Origin of the sequence: Mongoliimonas terrestris (assembly GCF_001927285.1) — a bacterium.
GTDB lineage: Bacteria > Pseudomonadota > Alphaproteobacteria > Rhizobiales > Pleomorphomonadaceae > Chthonobacter > Chthonobacter terrestris.
In genome coordinates this window covers 19,166-39,251 of sequence record NZ_MSIG01000026.1, presented here as the reverse complement: position 1 = coordinate 39,251, position 20,086 = coordinate 19,166, and the positions used below count along the sequence as shown (strand labels likewise).

Below are 20,086 nucleotides of genomic sequence, written 5' to 3'. Positions count from 1 at the left end.
ATGAACCTGCAGAACTGAGTTGATGACGGTCGAGGAGGGAGAAAGGGATCGGGCGCTTTCCCCCGCGTCAGCCGATCAGACCGACGAAGGCGCGGGCTATCTGGAGCCCTGTGGTGTCCGCTTCGGCGCCGAGGGTGTTGCGGTCGCGGTGGTGGCGGGTGGGCCAGTCGGCGGCTTCGCCTTTGAAGAGGTGCGGGTAGTCGGCGGTCCAGGCGTCGACCACGGAGCGGTCGGCCTCGAAGTGGAACTGGATGCCGTAGACCGCGCGGCCGATGCGGAAGGCCTGGTTGGGCGTCGCGGCGCTGGAGGCCAGATGCACGGCGCCGGGGGGCAGGGTGAAGGTGTCGGTGTGCCAGTGGAAGAGCGGGGCGCCGTCGCCGAGGGTGGCGATCACCGGGTCCTGGCGGCCGGCGTCGGTGGGCGTCACCTTGAGCCAGCCGATCTCCAACGGGCGGCCGAGGAGGTTGGTGGCCCCGAAACCGCGCGCGACGATCTGGGCGCCGAGGCAGATGCCGAGCACCGGCTTGTCGTCCGCGCCGAAGCGGGCCGTGAGGGCGGCGAGCGCCGGCAGGTAGGGATGGGCCTCGTCCGCAAGGGCGTTCTGGCCGCCGCCGAGCACCACCAGCGCGTCGTAGCCGCCGCTCGTTTCCGGCAGCGGGTCGCCGTCGTACATGCGCCGGAGATCCACGGTGGCGTCGGCCTCCGCGAGCGCCCGGCCGACGAGACCGAGGTGAGTGCCGGCGTAGTTCTCCACGGCAAGGACGCGCATCGGTTTTTTCCGAAGTTTGCAGGTGGGAAGACGGGGCCGGCGGCGGATCCGGCCTTCGCAATGCAGCGTAGGACGACAGGATGGGCGCCGTCGAGTGCTCCCCCGTGTCGGAATGACCGGCGGGGGAGGAAACCCGGGGGCGGTTTGCGGACTTGTGGTCAAGGCAGCGCTTGCGACGCCGCGCCGTTCGGGCTGCGGCGGCACGGCCGCGCGCGGGGGAGGTCGTCGTCGGACGAGGCGGGCGTCAAGGCCCGGACAACGGCCGAGGCCGGTCCGATCCTGACAGAATTCGTCCAGGCCGCCGGATCAAGTGGCGGCAAAAGCGTTCACAGGAAGCGGAAAGCCGTGGACACTGGGGGTCCGGCTTCTGCAAGACGGAAGGGAATTCAAGCATGCGTCTGCCAGTCTTCATCGCGACGACCGTGGCTGCCGGTCTCCTCGCCTCGGCGGCCTCCGCCGCCGTGGTGGTCTCGTCCAAGATCGACACCGAGGGCGGGCTCCTCGGCAACATCATCCTCCTGGCGCTTCAGAACGCCGGCATCGAGACGGAGGACCGGATCCAGCTCGGCGGCACCCCGGTGGTGCGCCAGGCGATCACCGCCGGCGAGATCGACATCTATCCGGAGTACACGGGCAACGCGGCCTTCTTCCACAACAAGGCGGACGACCCCTTGTGGAAGGACGCCGCCAAGGCGTTCGAGGCGGCCAAGAGCCTCGACTACGAGGCGAACAAGATCGTCTGGCTGACCTCGTCGCCGGCCAACAACACCTGGGCCATCGCGCTCCGCAAGGACGTGGCGGAGCCCAACAACCTGACGACGCTCACAAGCTTCGGCGCCTGGGTGGCCGGGGGCGGCACGGTGAAGCTGGCGGGCTCGTCGGAGTTCGTGAACTCGGCGGCGGCGCTGCCGTCGTTCCAGACCACCTACGGCTTCACGCTCAGCCCCGACCAGCTGATCGTGCTGTCCGGCGGCGACACGGCGGCCACCATCAAGGCGGCGGCCGAACAGACCAGCGGGGCGAACGCCGCCATGGTCTACGGCACCGACGGCGCCATCGCGCCCTCCGGCCTCGTGGTGCTGGAGGACGACAAGGGCGTGCAGCCGGTCTACCAGCCGGCGCCGATCATCCGCGAGGAGGCGCTGAAGGAGAACCCGGCGATCGAGACGGTGCTGAAGCCGATCTTCGAGAGCCTGGACCTCGTCACCCTGCAGGAGCTGAACGGCCGCATCCAGGTGGGCGGCGAGCCCGCCCGGGCGGTGGCCGAGGAATGGCTGACCGGCAAGGGCTTCCTGAAGTAACCCGACCCGATCCGTCGGGGCGGCGCACGCGGGGCGCCGTCCCGCCCGATGCGAGGACTGGATGGCCTTGGCGATCGACAGACTGGGCGCGGTGACGGCCGCGCTGGCGGCGGGGGCGATCGCGCTCCTGCCGTTCGCGACGTTCCGGGCGAACCGGATCGTGGCGGGCGACCCGGTGGCCGTGTGGGCCGCGCTGCCGCCGGCCGCAGGGCTCGGCGTGGCGGCGGCCGTGCTGGCGCTCGCCGCCGTGGCGCTGATGCGCACGCCGCCGGCGGTGCGGCTGGCGGCGGCCGTGGCGGGGCTCGTGCTCCTGCTGGTGGCGGTGGGGCTCGCCGCGACGCACCTGACGCCGGAGGGCGACCGCTATGCGCGGGTGGCGCCGGCGGCGGGGTTCTGGACGGGGCTCTTCGCCTTCGCGCTGATGCTTGCGGACGCGGTGGTGCGGCTGCGGCTTGGGCCGCTCGCGCGGATCGGCGGGCTCGCGGCGGCGGCGGCGGTGTTCGCCGGGCTGTTCGCCCTCCGGGTGTTCGCCGACCTCTCCATCGTGCGCGAATATGGCGTGCGGGCGGAGGTGTTCCGGCGCGAGGCGCTCGCCCACATGACGCTGGCGCTCGGCTCGCTGGCGCTTGCCATGGCTGTGGGCATTCCGGCGGGGGTGCTGATCGCCCGCAAGGCGGGGCTGCGGGCGCCGGTGCTGAACCTCCTCAACATGGTGCAGACCATCCCGTCGATCGCGCTCTTCGGCATGCTGATCGCGCCGCTCGGCTGGATCGCCGCCACGGTGCCGGGGGCGAGCGCGGTCGGCATCGCGGGCATTGGCATGGCGCCGGCCTTCGTGGCGCTCTTCCTCTATTCGCTGCTCCCCATGGTGGCGAACACCTTCGTCGGCATCACCGGCGTGTCGCGGACGGTGGTGGACGCGGCGGACGGCATGGGCATGACGCGCCGGCAGCGGCTGATGGCGGTAGAACTGCCGCTCGCCCTGCCGGTGATCCTCACGGGCGTGCGCATCGTGCTCGTCCAGAACATCGGCCTTGCCACCATCGCGGCGCTGATCGGCGGCGGCGGGCTCGGCGTGTTCGTCTTCCTCGGGATCGGCCAGACCGCGCCCGACCTCATCCTCCTCGGCGCCGTCCCCACGGTGGCGCTCGCCTTCGCGGCGGCGGTCGTTCTCGACGCGCTGGTCGCCCTTACCGGCAAGGCGCCCCCATGATCGAACTGATCGGCCTGACCAAGCGCTACGGCGACGCGGCGGTGGTGGACGACGTGTCCTTCACGGTGCCGGCGCGCACCATGACGGTGATCGTCGGCACCTCCGGCTCGGGCAAGTCGACGCTCATCCGCATGATCAACCGGCTGGTGGAGCCGACGAGCGGCACGGTGCGGATCGACGGGCGTGACACCGCCACGGTGCCGGTGCACGAACTGCGGCGGGCGATCGGCTACGCGATCCAGAACCACGGGCTCTTCCCGCACCGGACGGTGGCGCAGAACATCGCCACCGTGCCGGTGCTCCTCGGCTGGGACGCCAAGCGGATCGCCGCCCGGGTGGAGACGCTGCTCGACCTCTTCCAGCTCGACCCGAAGGATTTCGCAGGCCGCTATCCGCACGAACTCTCCGGCGGCCAGCAGCAGCGCATCGGCGTCGCAAGGGCGCTGGCGGCCGAGCCCAACATCCTCCTGATGGACGAGCCGTTCGGGGCGCTCGACCCGGTGATCCGGGCCAAGGCGCAGGAGGACCTGAAGGCGATCCAGAAGCGACTCGGCACCACCATCATCCTGGTCACCCACGACATGGAGGAGGCGATCCTCCTCGGCGACCGGATTGCCGTGATGGACGGCGGCCGGCTGGTCCAGCACGGCACGCCGGCGGACCTTTTGACCCACCCGGCGACGGACTTCGTGGAGACGCTGATCGGCACCGGCGACCGGCCGTTCCGGCTTCTCTCGCTTGAAGCCGTGGAGAGCGCGGTGGAGCCGGGGGCGGCGGACGGGCCGGCGATCAGCGCCGGGCGGACGCAGCGCGACGCGCTCGCCGAGCTGATCTGGACCGGCCGGGACGCGCTGCCGGTGACGGACGCGGACGGGCGGCCGCTCGGCCGGGTGACGCTCGCCGGGCTGATCGCGCGCGGGGGACGGCCGTCGTGAGCGGCGTCGCGATGGCAGAACGGGGCGCGCGGGCGCGGCGGCTGCCACGGGCGGGCACGCTGATCCGGTTCGCGGCGTTCGCCGTGCTGGTGCTCTTCCTCGCCATGCCGGAGAGCTTCGCGCCGGTGTTCGCGCCGCTGACGACGAACGGCGCGCCGGCCATCTACGACCGGGCGCCGCTGATCGACCTGACGCTGGCGCACCTCGGCACCGTGGCGGTGGCGAGCCTTGCGGCGACCGTGGTGGCGGTCGGGCTCGCGGTCGGCGTGACGCGGCCGGCCGGAGCGGACTTCCTGCCGCTGTCGCGGTCGATCGTCAACATCGGCCAGACCTTCCCGCCGGTGGCCGTGCTGGCGCTGGCGGTGCCGTTGTTCGGCTTCGGCGAGCGGCCGACTCTGTTCGCGCTCTTCCTCTACGGGCTGCTGCCGATCTTCGAGAACACCCTGACCGGCCTCACCCGCCTGCCGCCGGCGGTGCTGGACGCGGCGGACGGGATGGGCATGACGGCGCGCCAGCGGCTCCTCAAGGTGGAGCTGCCGCTCGCCCTGCCGGTGATCCTGGAAGGGGTGAAGATCTCCACGGTGATCGGACTGTCCACCGCCACCATCGGCTCCACGGTGGCGGCGAAGGGCCTCGGCGAGGTCATCATCGCCGGGCTCCTCTCCGGCAACATGGCCTTCGTGGTGCAGGGCGGGCTGGTGGTGGCGACGCTGGCGGTGCTTCTCTACGACAGCCTCGGCGCGCTGGAGCGGCGGGTGGCACGGCGGACGGGCCGGCGGACGGGGTGAGCGGGAAACGGGTGGCGAAGGACGGACGGATGCTGCGATGAGAGGGGGCGGGCGCGGCTTCCGGCGGGATCGGTGGACGTGCTATCGCTCTTGACTGCCGGGAGCGCGGCGAACGGTCGGCGCTTCCCATACCGGATGACATGCCATGGATCTGATGACGCTCGCCGCCTTCGCGCTCGCCTTCTCGGTGGCGGCGGCCTCGCCCGGGCCCGGGATCGCGGCGGTGGTGGCGCGGGCGCTGGGGGCGGGGTTTCGCGGCACCTTTCCGATGGTGATCGGGCTGGTGGCCGGCGACCTCGTCTACCTCTCCTTCGCGGTGTTCGGCCTGGCGGCCATCGCGCAGAGCTTCGGCACCGTCTTCCTGGTGATCAAGTATGCGGGCGCGGCCTATCTGCTCTATCTGGCGGTGAAGCTCTGGCGGGCCAAGCCCGTGCCGGCGGACGTGCGGGCGGAGGGCGGGCAGGGGCCGTTCCGCACCTTCCTCGCCGGGCTGGCGCTGACGCTCGGCAATCCGAAGGTGATGGTCTTCTATCTGGCGCTGCTGCCGACCCTCGTGCCGCTGGAGCGGCTGACCGCCATCGGCTTTGCCGAACTGGTCGTCACGGTGTCGGTGCTTCTGACGCTGATCGGCTCGGCCTATGCGGCGGCGGCCTCCAGCGCGCGCGATCTCTTCCGCAGCGAGCGGGCCGTGCGGGCGTTGAACCGGGGCGCCGGGACCATGATGGCGGGCGCCGCGGCGGCCGTGGTGGTTCGCTGACGGCGGGTTGGACCGGGCGATCGGGACGAAGCCCATCAATTTGTATGATGGTATCCATCACGAATCGCCGTTGGATCTTGCACCCCACCGGGCGCAAGAAGGGGCGGCAAGGGACGGGCACCGCCGCCGGCGAACGCGAGCCGGCCCGTCGGGCGCCCGCCTGAAGACCTGGAATTGGACCGTATCCGTATCATGACCGCCGCCGTCCCCGCCGCCGCGCCCGCCGAGAAGCCGGCGCTCGCGCCGTTCACGCTCTTCGACTTCCTGCTCTACGCCATCACGGTGTTCGCCTGGTCGACGAGTTGGATCGCCCTCAAGATGCAGGTGGGCGTGGTGGCGCCCGAGGTGTCGGTCGCCTGGCGCTTCATGCTGTCGGCGGCCGTGATGATCGGCTGGGTGGCGGTGGCGCGCCAGCGGATGCGGTTCTCGTGGACGGACCACGCGCGCTTCGCCGTGCAAGGGGCGCTGCTCTTCTCCACCAACTTCTACCTCTTCTACCTCGGCGGCCAGGTGCTGGCCTCCGGCCTCCTGTCGGTGGTGTTCTCGCTCGCCTCGGTGATCAACCTGGTGATGGCCGCGGTGGTGTTCCGCCAGGGGATCGTGCCCCGGGTCGCCATCGGGGCGCTGATCGGCTTTGCCGGTATCGGCCTCGTGTTCTGGCCGGAGATCGCCGGGACGGAGTTCGACCATGCGGCGGCCGTCGGCCTCGGCTTCTGCATCGCCGGGACAGTGAGCTTCTGCGTCGGCAACATGATCTCCAGCGCCAGCCAGAGCCGGGGTTTGCCGGTGCTCTCCACCAACGCCTGGGGCATGGTCTACGGGGCGGGGGTGATGGTGCTGCTGGCGCTCGCCAACGGGCGGACGTTCCAGATCGAGTGGACGCCGGCCTACATCGGCAGCCTGTTCTGGCTGTCGATCGTCTCCTCGGTGATCGCGTTTGCCTCCTACCTGACGCTCCTCGGCCGGATCGGCGCGGCGCGGGCGGGTTATGCGACCGTCATCTTCCCGGTGTTCGCCCTCGGCATCTCGACGGTGTTCGAAAGCTATCAGTGGACGCCCGTCGCCATGGCGGGGCTCGGCGCGGTGATCGTCGGCAACCTGATCGTCCTGTCGCGCGGGCGGCGCTGAGCGCCGACCCGACGGAGGACACGCCGCCTAATTCGGCGCAGCACCCCGCCTATTCGGCGGCGACGCTCATCGGGCCGCTGGCGACCGAGAGGTTGCCGAGCGACGTGGTGATGTGGTTGGCGAGCGCGTCGTGGATCGGGTGCTTGGCGTGCTCGGCCCGGATGAGGCCGATCTCCGTGAAGGCGAGGTCGGGGAAGCCGTCGCGCGGCCCGAGCACGCGCATGCTGGAGCGGAGCGCGCTTTCCGGCAGCACGGACACGGCGAGACCCGCCAGCACGGCGCCCGTCTGGGCGAGGGCCGCGCCGGACGTGTAGACCACCCGGAAGCGCCGGCCGACCCGATCGAGCGCCCGCACGGCCTCCGACCGCCAGCAGCAATCCTCCGGGCCGAGGGCGAGCGGCAAGGGGTCGAGCTCGTGGGTGCAGTGATCGCGGGCGGACACCCAGTAGAGCGGCTCGCGGCGGATCATCTCGGCCATGCCGGAGAGGCTCGCGCCGTAGCTGACGATGCCGAGGTCGAGCGCGCCGTCGCGGATCATCTCGCTGATGACGGAGGTGCGCTGGCAGTCCACGTAGATGTCGATGGCCGGGTTGATGCGGCTGAAGCCGGCAAGGACCATGGGCAGCAGCCGGTCGGCGTAGTCGTCCGGGATGCCGAGGCGGATGGTGCCGGCAAGGCCAGGGTCGAGGAAGGCCGCGAGGGTCTCGTCGTTGAGGCGGATCATCCGGCGGGCGTATTCCAGGAGCCGGCGCCCGTCCTCGGTGAGGCGGCTCTGGCGCCCGTCGCGGGTGAAGATCGGCCGGCCGACCCGCTCCTCCAGCCGGCGCATCTGCATGGACACGGCGGACTGGGTCTTGTGCACCACCTCGGCGGCGGCCGTGAAGGAGCCCATTTCGGCGATCGCCACGAAGGTGCGCAGCTGGTCGAGATCGAGTACGTTCATGGGACTCCGGGGCCCGTCATGGGCGGTTGCGTTCGGTTTTCGGGTCGCGGCGATCGCCGCCGCGGGTGATGTTCGTCACAGACGCCGCTTTGTCTGACCTTCATAACAGCGAGGTCCGGCGCGATCCGAACCCACCCTGTCGGCAGAACCATCAAACTCGCTGATGACTTAGATTACAAACATTCGTTGGACCGATCAATAGCGGTCGCGCATCCTGACAGCATCGGACATGGACCCGGTGCAAGGTGGGATCCTGAACCGAAGACCCTCATGAAGACCGCACCCGACGGGCAGGACCTCCTGCGCGATTGGCCGGCCTTTGCCTGAAACGCTCAAGACTTGAAGGACACATGCACATGACACTCATCATCGACCATCGGAAGGCGGCCGCGCGGCGGTCCGGCCTTCTGGAACGCGCCGGCCTCATGATCCTGTCGGGAACGCAGGCGCTCGTTCGTCTTGTCGAGGCGGAACTCGACCGGCGGCGGACGATGCGGCTCCTGGAACTCGACGATCACATGCTGACAGATCTTGGCATCAGCAGGGGCGATGTTCATCACGCGCTGTCGAGCGAAGCCGGCGAGAAGCCGAGTTCGCGACTGGCCGAAACGCGGGCCGCTCAGGCGCGCGCGCATCGTGCCCAGATCCAGGAGATGAGGAGGGAAGCGCGTGCCGCACGGTGAGCAGGGATGGTCCGACGACAAACCCACGCTCATTGAACGGCAGCCGGCACTCGAAACCATAAGCGTCGTCGATCAGTGTCATCAACAACATTCGTTGGACTGATCGACGACCCTTCGCCAAGGTGCCGACGTTTCCAACATCCCCCCTCAACCCACCAACCGTTCCGTGCCGGACGCATCGGCGCACGACCTTTTGTCTGATTTTTTCCGGGGAGACTGCCATGTTCACGTCCAAAACCACCACTAGCCAGCCGATGGCGATGCCGACCGTGTTCGCGATGACCGCGGCCGTGGCGCGTGGCGTGGTCCGCGGCTTTGCGGATGCCTGGACGGTCATGCAGAACCGCCGGCAGCTGCAGGGCATTGCCGAACTCGACGACCATCTGCTCGCCGACATCGGCCTCACCCGCGATGACGTCCGGGACGCCTATGCGCTCCCGGCCCACCGCGACCCGAGCCTCTATCTTGCGGACCTTTCGACCGCCAACCGGACGCGCGGCCTCATCCCGCGCGTGACCACGGTCGAAGCCCCGGCGCTGCGCTGCGCCGAAACCGCCAGACCGCTGCTGCGCCTCGTCGCCGACGACCGGAGGAGATCAGAATGACACCACCCACCCTCGCCGACTGCGTCAACGACGTCTGCCCGTGGACCGGCAAGCCGGTCTCGGGCGACGCCCTGACCCGCTACAAGGGCAAGGTGATCGGCTTTGCGGACCGCCGCAGCCGCGACGCCTTCCTGGCCGCCATCGTGGCCTTCGAGACCGCCATCCTGGCGCCGCCCCGGATCGTGACCTGCAAGGCGCACCGGGAGGCCCTGCGCCAGGCGGCGGCCTGACCGATCGGGCCGACGCGGCCCGCTGGGCCTGAGGGCCGACCAGGCCCAACCCATACCGGCCCCCTGCCGGTCCGACTGGGGCGGCCCTCCGATCGCGGAGGCCGCCCCGTTTTTTTGCGGGGACGGGGGATTGGGCGGTGGTTGGGTGAGGCGGCGGGTGGAGGGGCGGCGGGCGACCCCACCCCGACCGGCTTCGCCAGTCGACCCTCCCCGCAACGGGGAGGGTGGGTGCTGGCTGGTCGGGGTGGGAGGCCTTGACGGACGGGGAGCTCCGAGGTTTCCGGCGAGGTGCCGTTCGCCTCCACCGTCATGGTCTGCTTTGGGCAGACCATCCACGCATTCCTGTACGCTCACGAAAAAAGCGTGGGTGGTCCGCTTGAAGCGGACCATGACGATCGAGGAGGTGAGGGGGTGGGGGGCGCCTGCGCGGACCATGACGATCGAGAGGCGTGGCGCGAAAGGGGCGTGGGGCGTCTTCCTTGCGGGTGCGCGCATCTACCCTCCCCCTTGCGGGGAGGGTCGGACACGGCAGCGGCCGGGGTGGGGTGCCGACTTTTCAAGCCAGCTTGATGCCGTAGACCTTCTCGAAGGCCTTGCGGCTCGCCTCGTTCATCTCGAAGCCGGCGTCGAAGAGCTTGCCCCAGGTCTCCATGCCTTCCGGCCAGGAGACACCGGCGGCTTTCGGCTTGGGTTTGCCTTCCGCGTAGCCCTTGAGGAAGGCCTTCATGGCGTCGCGGTAGGGGTTGGTGACCATGTCGAAGGGATTTCCCTTGGCGTCCATGGTGCCGGACCAGGCCTTGAGGATGGGCGCGAAGGGGCCGTCCTCCAGCTGCTTGACGACGCCGCCGAACACGGTGGCGGCCATGGTGGGCATGATCTTCGACACCACGTCGGCGCCAATGCCGGAGGCGGCGGCGGCCTGCTCGGCGATGACGCCGGCGGCCTCGCCGGAGCCGAACATCTTTTCAAGCGCGATCCGGCCGGCCTCGGTGGCGGCCGGCGAGACGGCGGCGCGGGCGTCGTCGAAGGCGGCGCGGAACTTCTCCGGGTCGAGGAGATCCGTGATGGAGCCCGGCGAGCTCATCTCGGTGAGGCTCTTCTTCAGGCCGAGGGAGTAGAGCGGCAGAAGCGTCATCATGAGCTTCTCCACGTCCGTCCGTTTCAACCCGTAGGCGGCGGCGATGTTGTCGATCGCCTGCCCGCCCTGGGCCTGACGCATCATGTCGGCGAACGTGAACATCGCAAATCCTCCGGAACGGCCCCTGCCGCAAGCCGCCATCATCGGGCTCCCGGCAGGTCCCGTCAAACGGCCGATCGGCCTATCCGGTACGATCAGTAGATGTGGTCGGCGAAAAGCGGGTCGAGCGCGCCGCCCCAGGTGGTGGCGAAGCGGTCGAGCAGCACCTCCGCCTGGGTGCGGCCGAGGGCGACGGTCTCCTCCACCGGGGCGAGATAGACGGTCTCGTCGTCGCCGCCGCTGTTGAGCCGAGCCCGGCGGGCAAGGCCGGCGCGCGAAAGGGCGACCGCCTGCCGGGCGACGTCGAGCACCGTGCCGGTGCGGAAAGGCGTCTTCAGGGCAAGGCTCGGCACCTGGTCGCGAAGGGCCTGGCGTTCCGCGTCGGTCCAGTCCTTGACGAGGTCGTAGGCGGCGCCGAGGGCCTCGTCGTCGTAGAGGAGGCCGACCCAGAAGGCCGGAAGCGCCAGGATGCGGCGAAGCGACCCGGTGTCGGCACCGCGCATCTCCAGGAAGCGCTTCAGCCGGACCTCGGGAAAGAGGGTGGAGAGGTGGTTGTCCCAGTCGCCGCGGGTCGGGACGATGCCGGGCAGCTCGTCGCGGAGCGCGCCGTCGAGGTACTGGCGGAAGGTGACGTGGGTGGCCGGGTGGTAGCGCTCGCGCTTGACGAAATACATGGGCACGTCGAGCGCCCAGTCCACGTAGCGCTCGAAGCCGTAGCCGTCCTCAAACACGAAGGGAATCATGCCGGCGCGGGCGTTGTCGGTGTCGCGCCAGATCTCGGACCGCTCCGACAGGCGGCCGGTGGGCTTGCCGTCGAGGAAGGGGGAGTTGGCAAAGAGCGCGGTGGCGATCGGCTGCAGGGCGACGGACACGCGCATCTTCCGCACCATGTCGGCCTCGTTCTCGAAGTCGAGGTTCACCTGCACGGTGGCGGTGCGGTACATCATGTCGAGGCCGCGGGTGCCGACCTTCGGCATGTAGTCGGTCATGATCGCGTAGCGCGACTTCGGCATCACCGGCGTCTCGGCCAGCGACCAGACGGGGCTGGCGCCGAGGGTGAGGAAGCCGATGCCGAGCGGCTCGGCGATCTGGCGGACCTGCGCCATGTGGGCGTGGGTTTCCGAACAGGTCTGGTGCAGCGTCTCCACCGGCGCGCCGGAGAGCTCGAACTGGCCGCCGGGCTCCAGGCTGATGGCGCCGCCGCCGGTCGGGTCGACAAGGCCGATCGGCCGGCCCTCGTCCAGGATGGGCTCCCAGCCGAGAAGACCCTCCATGCCCTCCAGGAGCTGGCGGATGCCGCCCTGGCCCTCGTAGGGCACCGGCCGCCGGTCGGCCTTGGCGAAGCCGACCTTCTCGTGCTCGGTGCCGATCCGCCAGTCTTGCCTCGGTTTGCTGCCGCTCTCCAGCCGACCGACGAGGTCGTCGCGGGACGTGATCGGGGTGTCGTCGGACGTGTCTCGCGCCATCGAGGGGGCGTCTCCTGGGGTGTCGGCCGGCGGACACTATCCTTGCGGCGATGCGGGATCAATCAGGGGGAAATCACGACCGGGGGAGGGGGGTGTCCACCTCCATCGTTCAACCCTCACCGTCATCCCGGCGAATGCCGGGATCCAACCGTCGGCACCATCATCCGCGCCGGCGCGGCTCTCACCACCGTCGGCTGGATCCCGGCTTTCGCCGGGATGACGGCCCTAAAGGTTCGGTGCCCCGATCCCCTCGGACTTTCGATGGCATGGCGGCCTCGCAGGATCGGGACCCGACCCCTCCTACCCCACCACGATCACGTGGAGGCTGCGGGGGCCGTGGGCGCCGAGGAGGAGGGTCTGTTCGATGTCGGCGCTGCGGGAGGGGCCGGTGACGAAGTTGACGGTGCGGGGCATGACGCCCTTGCCGAGGCGGGACCGGAGGTCGCGCCAGACGGTCTCGTAGTCGCCGCCGATGGTGCCGGCGTCGACGACCACCATGTGGACGTCCGGCAGGAAGTTGAGGGTCGTCGGGTTGTCCGGGCCGGAGGTGAGGACGAGGGTGCCGGTTTCGGCGACGCCCGCCACCGCGTGGCTGACGCAGACGAGATCGCTGCCGTCGCTCGGGCCGCGGGTGACGTCGAGGCCCGCGCCGACGGACCAGTCGAGGGCGGCGAGGCGGGGGTCGTCGCCGGTGCGGACGCGCTGGGGGAGGTTGTGGCGGCGCAGATACGCGGCGACGGCGGCGGGAATTTCGGCGGCGGCGGCCACCCGCTCGGTGGTCGCCTGGACGCCCTCGGCCTTGGCGATGAAGAGCGCCACCCGGGCGTCCGGGTCGAGCTGGCCGCGGGCCGGGACGAGGCCGGCGGGCGCACGGGCGAGCCGGTCGGCGACAGCGGCGCGGCGGGTGACGTCGGTGCCGGAGACGCCGAGGTTGCGGCGGACCCGGGCGATCATGGCGTCGCGGACGGTGCTCATGCGGCCCTCCGGCGCTTGGCCCACTCGGCCTGGAAGGTGCCGCCCTCCGGGGCGGGCATGTCGCGATACTTCGTCCAGCCGCCGGCGAGGGGCAAGGACTTGAAGCGGCCGGCGGCGCGGCCCAGGCGGCCGAGGGTGCCCATGGCAAGCCGCGTCGCCAGCCGGTAGAGGGCGGGGCGGGTGGCGAAGAAGACCCAGGTCTTCAGGCCCCAGCGGACCGTCTGCGGTTGCAGGTGGCGCTCGAACTCGCGCTCGCGCCAGTGGCGCATGAGCTTGGGCAGCGGAATGCGCATGGGGCAGACGCTCTCGCAGCGGCCGCAGAAGGTGGAGGCGTTCGGCAGGTGGCCGCCCTTGTCGACGCCGATCAGCGTGGGGGTGAGCACGGCGCCCATGGGGCCGGGGTAGACCCAGCCGTAGGCGTGGCCGCCGATGGCGTGGTAGACCGGGCAGTGGTTCATGCAGGCCCCGCAGCGGATGCAGCGGAGCATGTCCTCGAACTCGGTGCCGAGCATGGCGGTGCGGCCGTTGTCGAGGAGCACCACGTGGTATTCCTCCGGCCCGTCCGGGTCGCCCGGCCGGCGCGGGCCGGTGGAGAATGTGGTGTAGACGCTCATCTCCTGGCCGGTCGCCGAGCGGGCGAGGACGCGGAGGATCTGGCTGGCGTCCTCCAGCGTCGGGGTGATCTTTTCGAGCGAGGCGATCACCACGTGGACGCGCGGCAGGATCTGCGTGAGGTCGCCGTTGCCCTCGTTGGTCACGATCACCGACGTGCCGGTCTCGGCGATCAGGAAGTTGGCGCCGGTGATGCCGACGTCGGCGGCGAGGAACTTTTGGCGGAGTTCGCCGCGCGCCTCGGCGAGGAGGCTCGTCGGCTCGGAGAGGTCGCGCTTGGGGTCGAGGTGGGTGTGGACCCGGCGGAACTCGGCCTCCACCTCCTCCTTGTTGACGTGGACGGCCGGCGCGATGATGTGGCTCGGCGCCTCGCCGCGCAGCTGGATGATGTATTCGCCGAGGTCGGTCTCCACCGGCGTGACGCCGTTCGCCTCCAGGTAGGCGTTGAGGCCGATCTCCTCGGAGATCATCGACTTGCCCTTGGTGACGGTCTCCGCCCCGGCCTTGCGGCAGATGTCCAGGATGATCTTGTTGGCCGCATCCGCGTCCGCCGCCCAGTGCACGTGGCCGCCGGCCTCCACGACCTTCTTCTCGTAGGCCTCCAGGTAGAGATCCAGGTGCTTCAGCGTGTGGGTCTTGATGTCCCGCGCGGCGTCGCGGAGCGCCTCGAACTCCGGCAGGTTGGCGGCGGCCTGGGCGCGGCGCTCGATGAAGTTGCGCTCCACGTTGCCCATCGCCTTCTGCAGCGGCGGCGACAGCATGGCCTCGTGGGCGTTGTCCTTGAAGCGCGGGGAGGTGATGACGTGGGCGGTCATGCGGGGAGGAAATCCTCGTCGCGGAGCTCGTCGAGGCTCCAGGGGCACGCGGGCGGGAAGGCGGACGGGGGGAGGCCGGTTTCGCCGGCGGCCTCGCGGAGGGCCAGCGGATAGGCGAGGGCGACGAGCTCACCGGTCCGGGCCTTGAGCGAGGGATTGGTCTGAAGGCGCTGGACGATGTTGAGCCGTTCGCGCCGGATGGTGTTCTTCCACGAGCGGCTGCGCCGCGACGGCTGGTGGACCCACTTGAGGAGATGCATCAGGAGCACGCGGTAGGACGACACCAGGGCATGCTTCTGCTCGTTGCCCATGCTCTCGACTTCCTCGATCACATGCTCCCAGTCGATGCGGTCGAAGGCGCCGCGGCGCATGAGATCGACCTGTGCCTCGGTCCAGGCGAAGAAGTCGACGTTGTGGGCCGCCGGTGCGGCAGGCGGCTTTTCCTTGGCGCGTCCCATGGCTGTCTCCCGGAGGGGCCGATCGGCGGTGTCGGTCATGCGGGGAGGTAGTCCTCGTCGCGGAGCTCGTCGAGGCTCCAGGGGCATGCAGGCGGGAAGGCGGACGGGGGGAGGCCGGTTTCGATGGAAGCTTCCTTGACGGCCTTGCGGTAGACGTCGGCGACGATGGCGGCGGCGTTGGCCCGCAGCGCGGGGTTCTGCGCTTCCCGCTGCTCGATATGGGCGCGTTCGCGGACGATGGTCACCTCCCACGAGGCGGAGCGGAGCTGCGGCTGGGCCTGCCACGTCAGGAGGTGGGCGATCAGCAGCCGGTAAAAGGATTCCAGGGCATGCCGGATCTCGCGGCCCATGCTCTCCAGCTCCTCGATCACGTTCGGAACATCCACCTCGTCGAAGCGGCGCTGGCGCAACAGTTCGGCCTGCTCGAACAGCCAGGACTGGAAGTCGTCCTCGTAGTCGGTGGGCTCGGCGAAGAGCGGCTTTTCCTTGGCGCGTCCCATGGCGGTCTCCCGGCGCGGCCGATCGGCGGTGACGGGCATCATGCCACCGTTTTGGCCGGCTTGCGCGGCTCGCCGATGGCGGGGCCGTCGGCAAGGCCTGCGAGCACCTCGGCCACGTGGCGGACCTCCACGGCCGAGCCCTCGCGCTTCAGCTTGCCGGCCATGTTGAGGAGGCAGCCGAGGTCGCCGGCCAGCAAGGTGCCGGCGCCGGAGGCGGCCACGTTGGCGGTCTTCTTGGAGACGATCTTGTCGGAGATCTCGCCGTACTTGACGCAGAAGGTGCCGCCGAAGCCGCAGCAGACCTCGCTGTCGGCAAGGTCCTTGAGCGCGAGGCCGTCGACGGTGGCAAGCAGCGCGCGGGGCTGGGCCTTGATGCCGAGTTCGCGCAGGCCCGAGCAGCTGTCGTGGTAGGTGACGGTGCCGGCAAAGCGCGCGTCGACGGCGGAGACGCCCATCACGTCGACGAGGAAGCTGACGAGCTCGAAGGTCCGGGCGGAAAGGGCCTCGGCGCGCGGGCTCCAGTTGGGATCGCCGTGGAAGAGCTCGCCATAGTGCGCCTTGATCATGCCGGCGCAGGAGCCGGACGGGGCGACCACGAAGTCGTAGCCCTCGAAGGCCCGGATGACGCCCTCGGCGATCGTCCGGGCGTCGGCCCGGTCGCCGGAATTGTAGGCCGGCTGGCCGCAGCAGGTCTGGCCGGCCGGCACCTCCACGGTGCAGCCGGCGGCCTCCAGCAGCTTGACGGCGGACCAGCCGACGGTCGGCCGGTAGAGGTCGACGAGGCAGGTGACGAAGAGGGCGACGCGCGGGCCGGTCCCGGTCGGTGTCATGGGGTGTCCTCGGGTTCGGCGGTGGGTTCGGCGGCGGACGAAGCGGATCCGGTGATGGGCGACGGCGCGGCGGCAAGGTCCGGCACGCGGCGGGGACGCCGGCCGCGGCCGTCGAGGCGGGCGGCGGTGAGTTCCAGGCGCATCTCGGCGATGGATTCGCGCAGGCCCTCGTCCTCCCGCTCGCGGACGGCGGCGGCCACGTAGGTCATGTGGGCGCTGGCGGCGGCGCGGGCGGCTTCAGGGTCGCCGGCGATCACCGCGTCGTGGATGGCCAGATGCTGGGCGAACAGGCGGTCGCGGCTGTCGGCGTGGCCGTAGAGAAGGCCGCGGTTGTAGAAGACGCCGTCGGTGAGCAGGCGGTAGCAGGCCCTGAGGGTGTGCAAGAGGATGGTGTTGTGGGCGGATTCGGAGATGGCCACGTGGAACTCCACGTCCAGCTCGGCCTCCCAGCGGAAGTCCTTTTCCCGGTGCGCCGCCTCCAGCGTCTGCATGATGCGGGCGAGCCGCTCCTTGTCGGAGGCGGTCGCCCGTTCGGCGGCAAAGCCGGCGGCGACGGCGTCGATCTCGCGGCGGTACTCCAGGAAGTCGGCGGCGGCCTTCGGATGGTTGCGGACGAGGCCGACGATGGGCTCGCGGAAGACCTCGCCGGTGACGTCCGCCACCACCGTGCCGCCGCCGTGACGGGTGACGATGAGGCCGCGCGTCTCCAGGTCGGCGAGGGCGTCGCGCAGGATCGGGCGGGAGACGTCGAGGTTGCGGGCAAGCTCCCGCTCGGCCGGCAGCCGGTCGCCGGCGCGCAGCACGCCGTCGAGGATCAGGCCCTCGATCTGGGCGATCACCGCGTCGGCGGTGCGGCCGTGGCTGACTTCCCGGAAGACCATGCGCGTCCGTCTTTCGGCCCGCTTGCGGCGGCGGGCGATTGCGGTCACCTTACGGCCGGTGGAGCGAGTGGTCAATTGATTGGACCACTTGGTGCGACGAAGGGTGAAGACGGAAAGAGGCAAGGCGACGGGCGGGCGCGGGTGCGTCCCGATGTCGTTCCCGCGTGTGTCCGCCGGGCGGCTGCGATAGAAGGGCGGGGCGGACCGTCCTGGGTGGGGCGGGCGGGGAGGCGGGATCATGGACGACCGGAGGACAGGGGCGGAAATGGGCCAGATGGGAGGCCATGCGGCCGGGCATTCGGGAGGACACGCGGGCTGGCCGGGGCATCCGCTCCGGGCGCGGGTGCTCGGCGAGGTGCACGCCCGGCCGTTCCGGCTGGTGGGCTCGCCGCGTGTCTTCCTGCACTATGGCTTCCAGACGCCGCCGGCCTCGGCCGCCGCCGACCGGGCGTTCCTGCGCGACTTCTGCCGCCGCCATGGGGTGGACGGGCCAGGGCCGGAGCAGAAGGTGCACCAGATGACGGTGTCGGGCGGCACCTTGCGCTGGGAGCAGTTCTCCGAGTTCACCACCTACACGTTCGACGCGGCCCCGGTGCCGGGCGCGCCGCCGTTCGGCGCGACACGGGAGGATCCGTTCGGCGCCGGCTTCCAGCCGCCGGGCGAACTCCTGGTGGCGACGCGGCTCGACCTCGTGACCGAGGCCATGGTGCCGCCGGAGACCGGCGGGCCGATCAGCCACTTCGAGGAGGTCTGGGTGTCGACCTCGCTGGTGGTGGACGGCACCGCGCTGATCGCCACCGACTTCCGGGTGGACCGGGACGGGCGCACGCGCATCCTTGTGGTCGACAAGGGGCTGCATCCGCGCCAGGCGGGCGCCCTGGTGCAGCGGCTCCTGGAGATCGAGACCTACCGGACCTTCTCCATGCTGGGCCTGCCGGAGGCGCAGGCGCAGGGGCCGGTGATCGCCGCCATCGAGCGGCGGACCGTGGAGATCGCCTCCGACATCCGCCAGTCGTCCGGGCTGGAGCAGAACCGGCGGCTGCTCGACGACCTGACCCGGCTGACCGCCGACCTGGAGGCCGTGGCGGCGGCGAGCGCCTACCGGTTCGGCGCGAGCCGGGCCTATGACGAGATCGTGGGCCTGCGCCTCGCCACCATCGGCGAGCGGCCGTTCGAGGGCTATTCCACCTGGGGGGCGTTTCTCGCCCGCCGGACGGCGCCGGCGATGCGCACGCTGCAATCGATCCAGGACCGGCAGCAGGATCTCTCCACCAAGCTCGGCCGGGCCGCCAACCTGTTGCGCACGCGGGTGGACGTGGAGCTGGAACAGCAGAACCGCGACGTGCTCGACAGCATGAACCGCCGCGCGCGGCTGCAGCTTCGCCTGCAGCAGACCGTGGAAGGGCTCTCGGTGGCGGCGGTCAGCTATTATGTGGTGGGGCTCGTGTCCTACCTCGCCAAGCTGCCGGCGGCGTTCGGCGTGCACGTGGACGCCACCACCGTGACGGCACTCGCCGTGGTGCCGGTGCTGGCGGGCGTGTGGTGGACGGTGCGGCGGATCCGCAAGCGGCACGTGGGGGAGGATCACGGATGAGCGCCGCGCGCCGCCTCCATGACGCCGGAGCGGACGGGCGGCGGCTGCCGCCGGGCCTATTCGGCCGCCCGCACGGGGTCGAGCAGCGGCGACAGGCCGGCGTCCCAAGAGGGCTCCGGGCCGTAGAGGGCGGCCAGCCAGTCGACGAAGAGGCGCACCTTGGCGGGCAGGAAGCGGCGGCTGGGGTAGACCGCGTGCACCGCCACGTGGCGCGAGCCGCGGTAGGCCGGCAGCACCACCTGGAGGCGGCCGGCGGAGAGGTCCGGCCCCACGTCCCAGGTGGAGCGGAGCGCGATGCCGACGCCGGCGAGGCAGAGCTCGCGCACCACTTCCGACGAATTGGTGTGGACGGCGCCGCTCGCCCGCACGGCGACCTCGCCCTCCGGGCCGTCCAGGCGCCAGGGGTCCTGGTGGCCGGCGGCGAGGCAGACGTGGGCGTCGAGGTCGGAGAGGCGCCGGGGCGTGCCGTGGCGGGCGAGATAGGCGGGCGTGGCGCAGAGCAGGCGGTGGTTGGGCGCGAGGCGGCGGACGACGAGGCTGCTGTCGGCGAGGGCGCCGATGCGCACGGCGACATCGAAGCCCTCGCCGATGACGTCGACGAACTCGTCGGAGAGTTGCAGGTCGAGCACGAGGCCGCGGTTCTTCTCCAGGAAGGCGCCGAGATGGGGCGCGACGTGGAGGCGGCCGAAGGTGGTGGGCGCGGCGATCTTCAAGGTGCCGCGCGCCTGGGCGGATTTGCGCGACACGAAGGCCTCCGCCTCCTCGATGGAGGAGAGGATGGCGAGCACCCGCTCGTGGAAGCCCTGGCCGGCCTCGGTGAGGGCGATCTGGCGGGTGGTGCGCTGGAAGAGCAGCGTGCCGAGCCGGTCCTCCAGCCGGCGGACGCGCTTGGAGACGACCGCCGGCGAGAGCCCGAGATCCCGCCCCGCCGCCGACATGGAGCCGGCCGCGACGATGCGGGCGAAGATCTGAAGGTCGTGGATGTCCTGCACGGCGGGTGTCCTGTTTCGGCCGATGGTAGAGGGGCGGGGGACGGACGGGAAGGGATGGCGGGGGGTGGTGGGGTGCCGTTCCGGCAGAGCGCGGAGGTTCCCCCCCTCCCCAACCCTCCCCCACAAGGGGAGAGGGGGTTCGTCGAGGCGGGGGAGAGGGGTGGGATAGTTCTGCTGACGTCGGATGAGCTCTTTCTGCCGGCCGCAGACATGTCGTTCGGTCGTTCAACACGGGGGCGCCCCCTTGGGCTGTCATCCCGGCGAACGCCGGGATCCAACCGACCATCCCGCCAACCGCGCCGGCTCCACCTGACCCGCACCCTGGAAGCCACCCGCACCGTTGGTTGGATCCCGGCGTTCGCCGGGATGACGCC

21 protein-coding genes are annotated in these 20,086 nt (G+C 70.8%); 10 read left to right on the top strand and 11 right to left on the bottom strand.

Annotation, left to right across the window (positions count from 1 at the left end; genetic code table 11):
- Positions 1-67 precede the first annotated feature (67 nt).
- Positions 68-769 (bottom strand): type 1 glutamine amidotransferase, encoded by a 702-nt coding sequence (locus tag BUQ68_RS21495; protein ID WP_075218082.1) that lies wholly within the window; start codon positions 767-769, stop codon positions 68-70.
- A gap of 392 nt (positions 770-1,161) precedes the next feature.
- Between BUQ68_RS21495 and osmF the strand changes: the two genes are divergently transcribed.
- From osmF to BUQ68_RS21465, 6 genes are all read left to right on the top strand, one after another.
- The gene (gene osmF / locus BUQ68_RS21490; RefSeq protein ID WP_075218081.1) at positions 1,162-2,070 is read left to right on the top strand and encodes a glycine betaine ABC transporter substrate-binding protein OsmF; all 909 of its coding nucleotides are present in this window, start codon (positions 1,162-1,164) and stop codon (positions 2,068-2,070) included.
- A 61-nt stretch (positions 2,071-2,131) separates the two neighbouring features.
- Positions 2,132-3,283, top strand: coding sequence for an ABC transporter permease (locus tag BUQ68_RS21485; RefSeq protein ID WP_075218080.1), 1,152 nt, complete (start codon positions 2,132-2,134; stop codon positions 3,281-3,283).
- On the top strand, positions 3,280-4,218 hold the full coding sequence (locus BUQ68_RS21480; protein ID WP_075218079.1) for an ABC transporter ATP-binding protein: 939 nt from the start codon (positions 3,280-3,282) through the stop codon (positions 4,216-4,218). The genes BUQ68_RS21485 and BUQ68_RS21480 overlap by 4 nt, the downstream gene beginning before the upstream one ends.
- Before the next feature lie 11 nt (positions 4,219-4,229).
- Positions 4,230-5,006, top strand: coding sequence for an ABC transporter permease (locus tag BUQ68_RS21475; RefSeq protein WP_083656796.1), 777 nt, complete (start codon positions 4,230-4,232; stop codon positions 5,004-5,006).
- Positions 5,007-5,151: 145 nt separating this feature from the next.
- Positions 5,152-5,763 carry a LysE family translocator gene (locus BUQ68_RS21470; protein WP_075218078.1) on the top strand — a complete coding sequence of 204 codons (612 nt, stop codon included), beginning with the start codon at positions 5,152-5,154 and terminating at the stop codon, positions 5,761-5,763.
- 192 nt (positions 5,764-5,955) lie between these two features.
- Complete coding sequence (locus BUQ68_RS21465; RefSeq protein ID WP_075218077.1) at positions 5,956-6,891, top strand: DMT family transporter; 936 nt, start codon at positions 5,956-5,958, stop codon at positions 6,889-6,891.
- Between the two features lie 49 nt (positions 6,892-6,940).
- Here BUQ68_RS21465 and BUQ68_RS21460 read toward each other — a convergent pair whose 3' ends face one another.
- A complete protein-coding gene (locus tag BUQ68_RS21460) occupies positions 6,941-7,834 on the bottom strand; it encodes a LysR substrate-binding domain-containing protein (RefSeq protein ID WP_075218076.1) in 894 nt (297 codons plus the stop codon).
- Between the two features lie 356 nt (positions 7,835-8,190).
- On the opposite strand from BUQ68_RS21460, the gene BUQ68_RS21455 reads away from it, so the two are divergent.
- The 3 genes from BUQ68_RS21455 to BUQ68_RS21445 all read left to right on the top strand — a co-directional run bounded on the left by BUQ68_RS21455 (position 8,191) and on the right by BUQ68_RS21445 (position 9,352).
- Positions 8,191-8,517: a YjiS-like domain-containing protein gene (locus BUQ68_RS21455; protein ID WP_175577882.1), complete on the top strand. Its 327-nt coding sequence runs from the start codon at positions 8,191-8,193 to the stop codon at positions 8,515-8,517.
- Positions 8,518-8,738: 221 nt separating this feature from the next.
- Positions 8,739-9,122: a DUF1127 domain-containing protein gene (locus BUQ68_RS21450; RefSeq protein ID WP_075218074.1), complete on the top strand. Its 384-nt coding sequence runs from the start codon at positions 8,739-8,741 to the stop codon at positions 9,120-9,122.
- Positions 9,119-9,352 carry a hypothetical protein gene (locus tag BUQ68_RS21445; RefSeq protein WP_075218073.1) on the top strand — a complete coding sequence of 78 codons (234 nt, stop codon included), beginning with the start codon at positions 9,119-9,121 and terminating at the stop codon, positions 9,350-9,352. The genes BUQ68_RS21450 and BUQ68_RS21445 overlap by 4 nt, the downstream gene beginning before the upstream one ends.
- A gap of 556 nt (positions 9,353-9,908) precedes the next feature.
- Here the strand turns inward: BUQ68_RS21445 and BUQ68_RS21440 are convergent.
- The 8 genes from BUQ68_RS21440 to BUQ68_RS21405 form a co-directional block, all read right to left on the bottom strand.
- Entirely contained in the window at positions 9,909-10,592 is a 684-nt protein-coding gene (locus tag BUQ68_RS21440) for a DUF937 domain-containing protein (RefSeq protein WP_075218072.1), read from the bottom strand.
- A gap of 92 nt (positions 10,593-10,684) precedes the next feature.
- The gene (locus BUQ68_RS21435; RefSeq protein WP_075218071.1) at positions 10,685-12,055 is read right to left on the bottom strand and encodes a glutamate--cysteine ligase; all 1,371 of its coding nucleotides are present in this window, start codon (positions 12,053-12,055) and stop codon (positions 10,685-10,687) included.
- Positions 12,056-12,355: 300 nt separating this feature from the next.
- Entirely contained in the window at positions 12,356-13,030 is a 675-nt protein-coding gene (locus tag BUQ68_RS21430; RefSeq protein WP_075218088.1) for a LutC/YkgG family protein, read from the bottom strand.
- Entirely contained in the window at positions 13,027-14,457 is a 1,431-nt protein-coding gene (locus BUQ68_RS21425) for a LutB/LldF family L-lactate oxidation iron-sulfur protein (RefSeq protein ID WP_075218070.1), read from the bottom strand. The genes BUQ68_RS21430 and BUQ68_RS21425 overlap by 4 nt, the downstream gene beginning before the upstream one ends.
- Positions 14,454-14,954: a DUF29 domain-containing protein gene (locus BUQ68_RS21420; RefSeq protein ID WP_245293344.1), complete on the bottom strand. Its 501-nt coding sequence runs from the start codon at positions 14,952-14,954 to the stop codon at positions 14,454-14,456. The genes BUQ68_RS21425 and BUQ68_RS21420 overlap by 4 nt, the downstream gene beginning before the upstream one ends.
- Positions 14,951-15,457: a DUF29 domain-containing protein gene (locus tag BUQ68_RS21415; protein ID WP_245293343.1), complete on the bottom strand. Its 507-nt coding sequence runs from the start codon at positions 15,455-15,457 to the stop codon at positions 14,951-14,953. The genes BUQ68_RS21420 and BUQ68_RS21415 overlap by 4 nt, the downstream gene beginning before the upstream one ends.
- Positions 15,454-16,245 (bottom strand): (Fe-S)-binding protein, encoded by a 792-nt coding sequence (locus tag BUQ68_RS21410; RefSeq protein ID WP_075218069.1) that lies wholly within the window; start codon positions 16,243-16,245, stop codon positions 15,454-15,456. The genes BUQ68_RS21415 and BUQ68_RS21410 overlap by 4 nt, the downstream gene beginning before the upstream one ends.
- On the bottom strand, positions 16,242-17,126 hold the full coding sequence (locus BUQ68_RS21405; RefSeq protein ID WP_075218068.1) for an FCD domain-containing protein: 885 nt from the start codon (positions 17,124-17,126) through the stop codon (positions 16,242-16,244). Before BUQ68_RS21405 ends, BUQ68_RS21410 begins: the two co-directional genes overlap by 4 nt.
- A 238-nt stretch (positions 17,127-17,364) precedes the next feature.
- On the opposite strand from BUQ68_RS21405, the gene BUQ68_RS21400 reads away from it, so the two are divergent.
- On the top strand, positions 17,365-18,720 hold the full coding sequence (locus BUQ68_RS21400) for a DUF3422 family protein (protein WP_342587033.1): 1,356 nt from the start codon (positions 17,365-17,367) through the stop codon (positions 18,718-18,720).
- Between the two features lie 56 nt (positions 18,721-18,776).
- Here BUQ68_RS21400 and BUQ68_RS21395 read toward each other — a convergent pair whose 3' ends face one another.
- Positions 18,777-19,712: a LysR family transcriptional regulator gene (locus tag BUQ68_RS21395; protein ID WP_075218067.1), complete on the bottom strand. Its 936-nt coding sequence runs from the start codon at positions 19,710-19,712 to the stop codon at positions 18,777-18,779.
- Positions 19,713-20,086 lie beyond the last annotated feature (374 nt).

Bases quoted from the DNA above. Each gene is read 5' to 3' on its own strand.
- BUQ68_RS21495 (WP_075218082.1), bottom strand. From the start codon at position 769: ATGCGCGTCCTTGCCGTGGAGAACTACGCCGGCACTCACCTCGGTCTC.
- osmF (WP_075218081.1), top strand. From the start codon at position 1,162: ATGCGTCTGCCAGTCTTCATCGCGACGACCGTGGCTGCCGGTCTCCTC.
- BUQ68_RS21485 (WP_075218080.1), top strand. From the start codon at position 2,132: ATGGCCTTGGCGATCGACAGACTGGGCGCGGTGACGGCCGCGCTGGCG.
- BUQ68_RS21480 (WP_075218079.1), top strand. From the start codon at position 3,280: ATGATCGAACTGATCGGCCTGACCAAGCGCTACGGCGACGCGGCGGTG.
- BUQ68_RS21475 (WP_083656796.1), top strand. From the start codon at position 4,230: ATGGCAGAACGGGGCGCGCGGGCGCGGCGGCTGCCACGGGCGGGCACG.
- BUQ68_RS21470 (WP_075218078.1), top strand. From the start codon at position 5,152: ATGGATCTGATGACGCTCGCCGCCTTCGCGCTCGCCTTCTCGGTGGCG.
- BUQ68_RS21465 (WP_075218077.1), top strand. From the start codon at position 5,956: ATGACCGCCGCCGTCCCCGCCGCCGCGCCCGCCGAGAAGCCGGCGCTC.
- BUQ68_RS21460 (WP_075218076.1), bottom strand. From the start codon at position 7,834: ATGAACGTACTCGATCTCGACCAGCTGCGCACCTTCGTGGCGATCGCC.
- BUQ68_RS21455 (WP_175577882.1), top strand. From the start codon at position 8,191: ATGACACTCATCATCGACCATCGGAAGGCGGCCGCGCGGCGGTCCGGC.
- BUQ68_RS21450 (WP_075218074.1), top strand. From the start codon at position 8,739: ATGTTCACGTCCAAAACCACCACTAGCCAGCCGATGGCGATGCCGACC.
- BUQ68_RS21445 (WP_075218073.1), top strand. From the start codon at position 9,119: ATGACACCACCCACCCTCGCCGACTGCGTCAACGACGTCTGCCCGTGG.
- BUQ68_RS21440 (WP_075218072.1), bottom strand. From the start codon at position 10,592: ATGTTCACGTTCGCCGACATGATGCGTCAGGCCCAGGGCGGGCAGGCG.
- BUQ68_RS21435 (WP_075218071.1), bottom strand. From the start codon at position 12,055: ATGGCGCGAGACACGTCCGACGACACCCCGATCACGTCCCGCGACGAC.
- BUQ68_RS21430 (WP_075218088.1), bottom strand. From the start codon at position 13,030: ATGAGCACCGTCCGCGACGCCATGATCGCCCGGGTCCGCCGCAACCTC.
- BUQ68_RS21425 (WP_075218070.1), bottom strand. From the start codon at position 14,457: ATGACCGCCCACGTCATCACCTCCCCGCGCTTCAAGGACAACGCCCAC.
- BUQ68_RS21420 (WP_245293344.1), bottom strand. From the start codon at position 14,954: ATGACCGACACCGCCGATCGGCCCCTCCGGGAGACAGCCATGGGACGC.
- BUQ68_RS21415 (WP_245293343.1), bottom strand. From the start codon at position 15,457: ATGATGCCCGTCACCGCCGATCGGCCGCGCCGGGAGACCGCCATGGGA.
- BUQ68_RS21410 (WP_075218069.1), bottom strand. From the start codon at position 16,245: ATGACACCGACCGGGACCGGCCCGCGCGTCGCCCTCTTCGTCACCTGC.
- BUQ68_RS21405 (WP_075218068.1), bottom strand. From the start codon at position 17,126: ATGGTCTTCCGGGAAGTCAGCCACGGCCGCACCGCCGACGCGGTGATC.
- BUQ68_RS21400 (WP_342587033.1), top strand. From the start codon at position 17,365: ATGGACGACCGGAGGACAGGGGCGGAAATGGGCCAGATGGGAGGCCAT.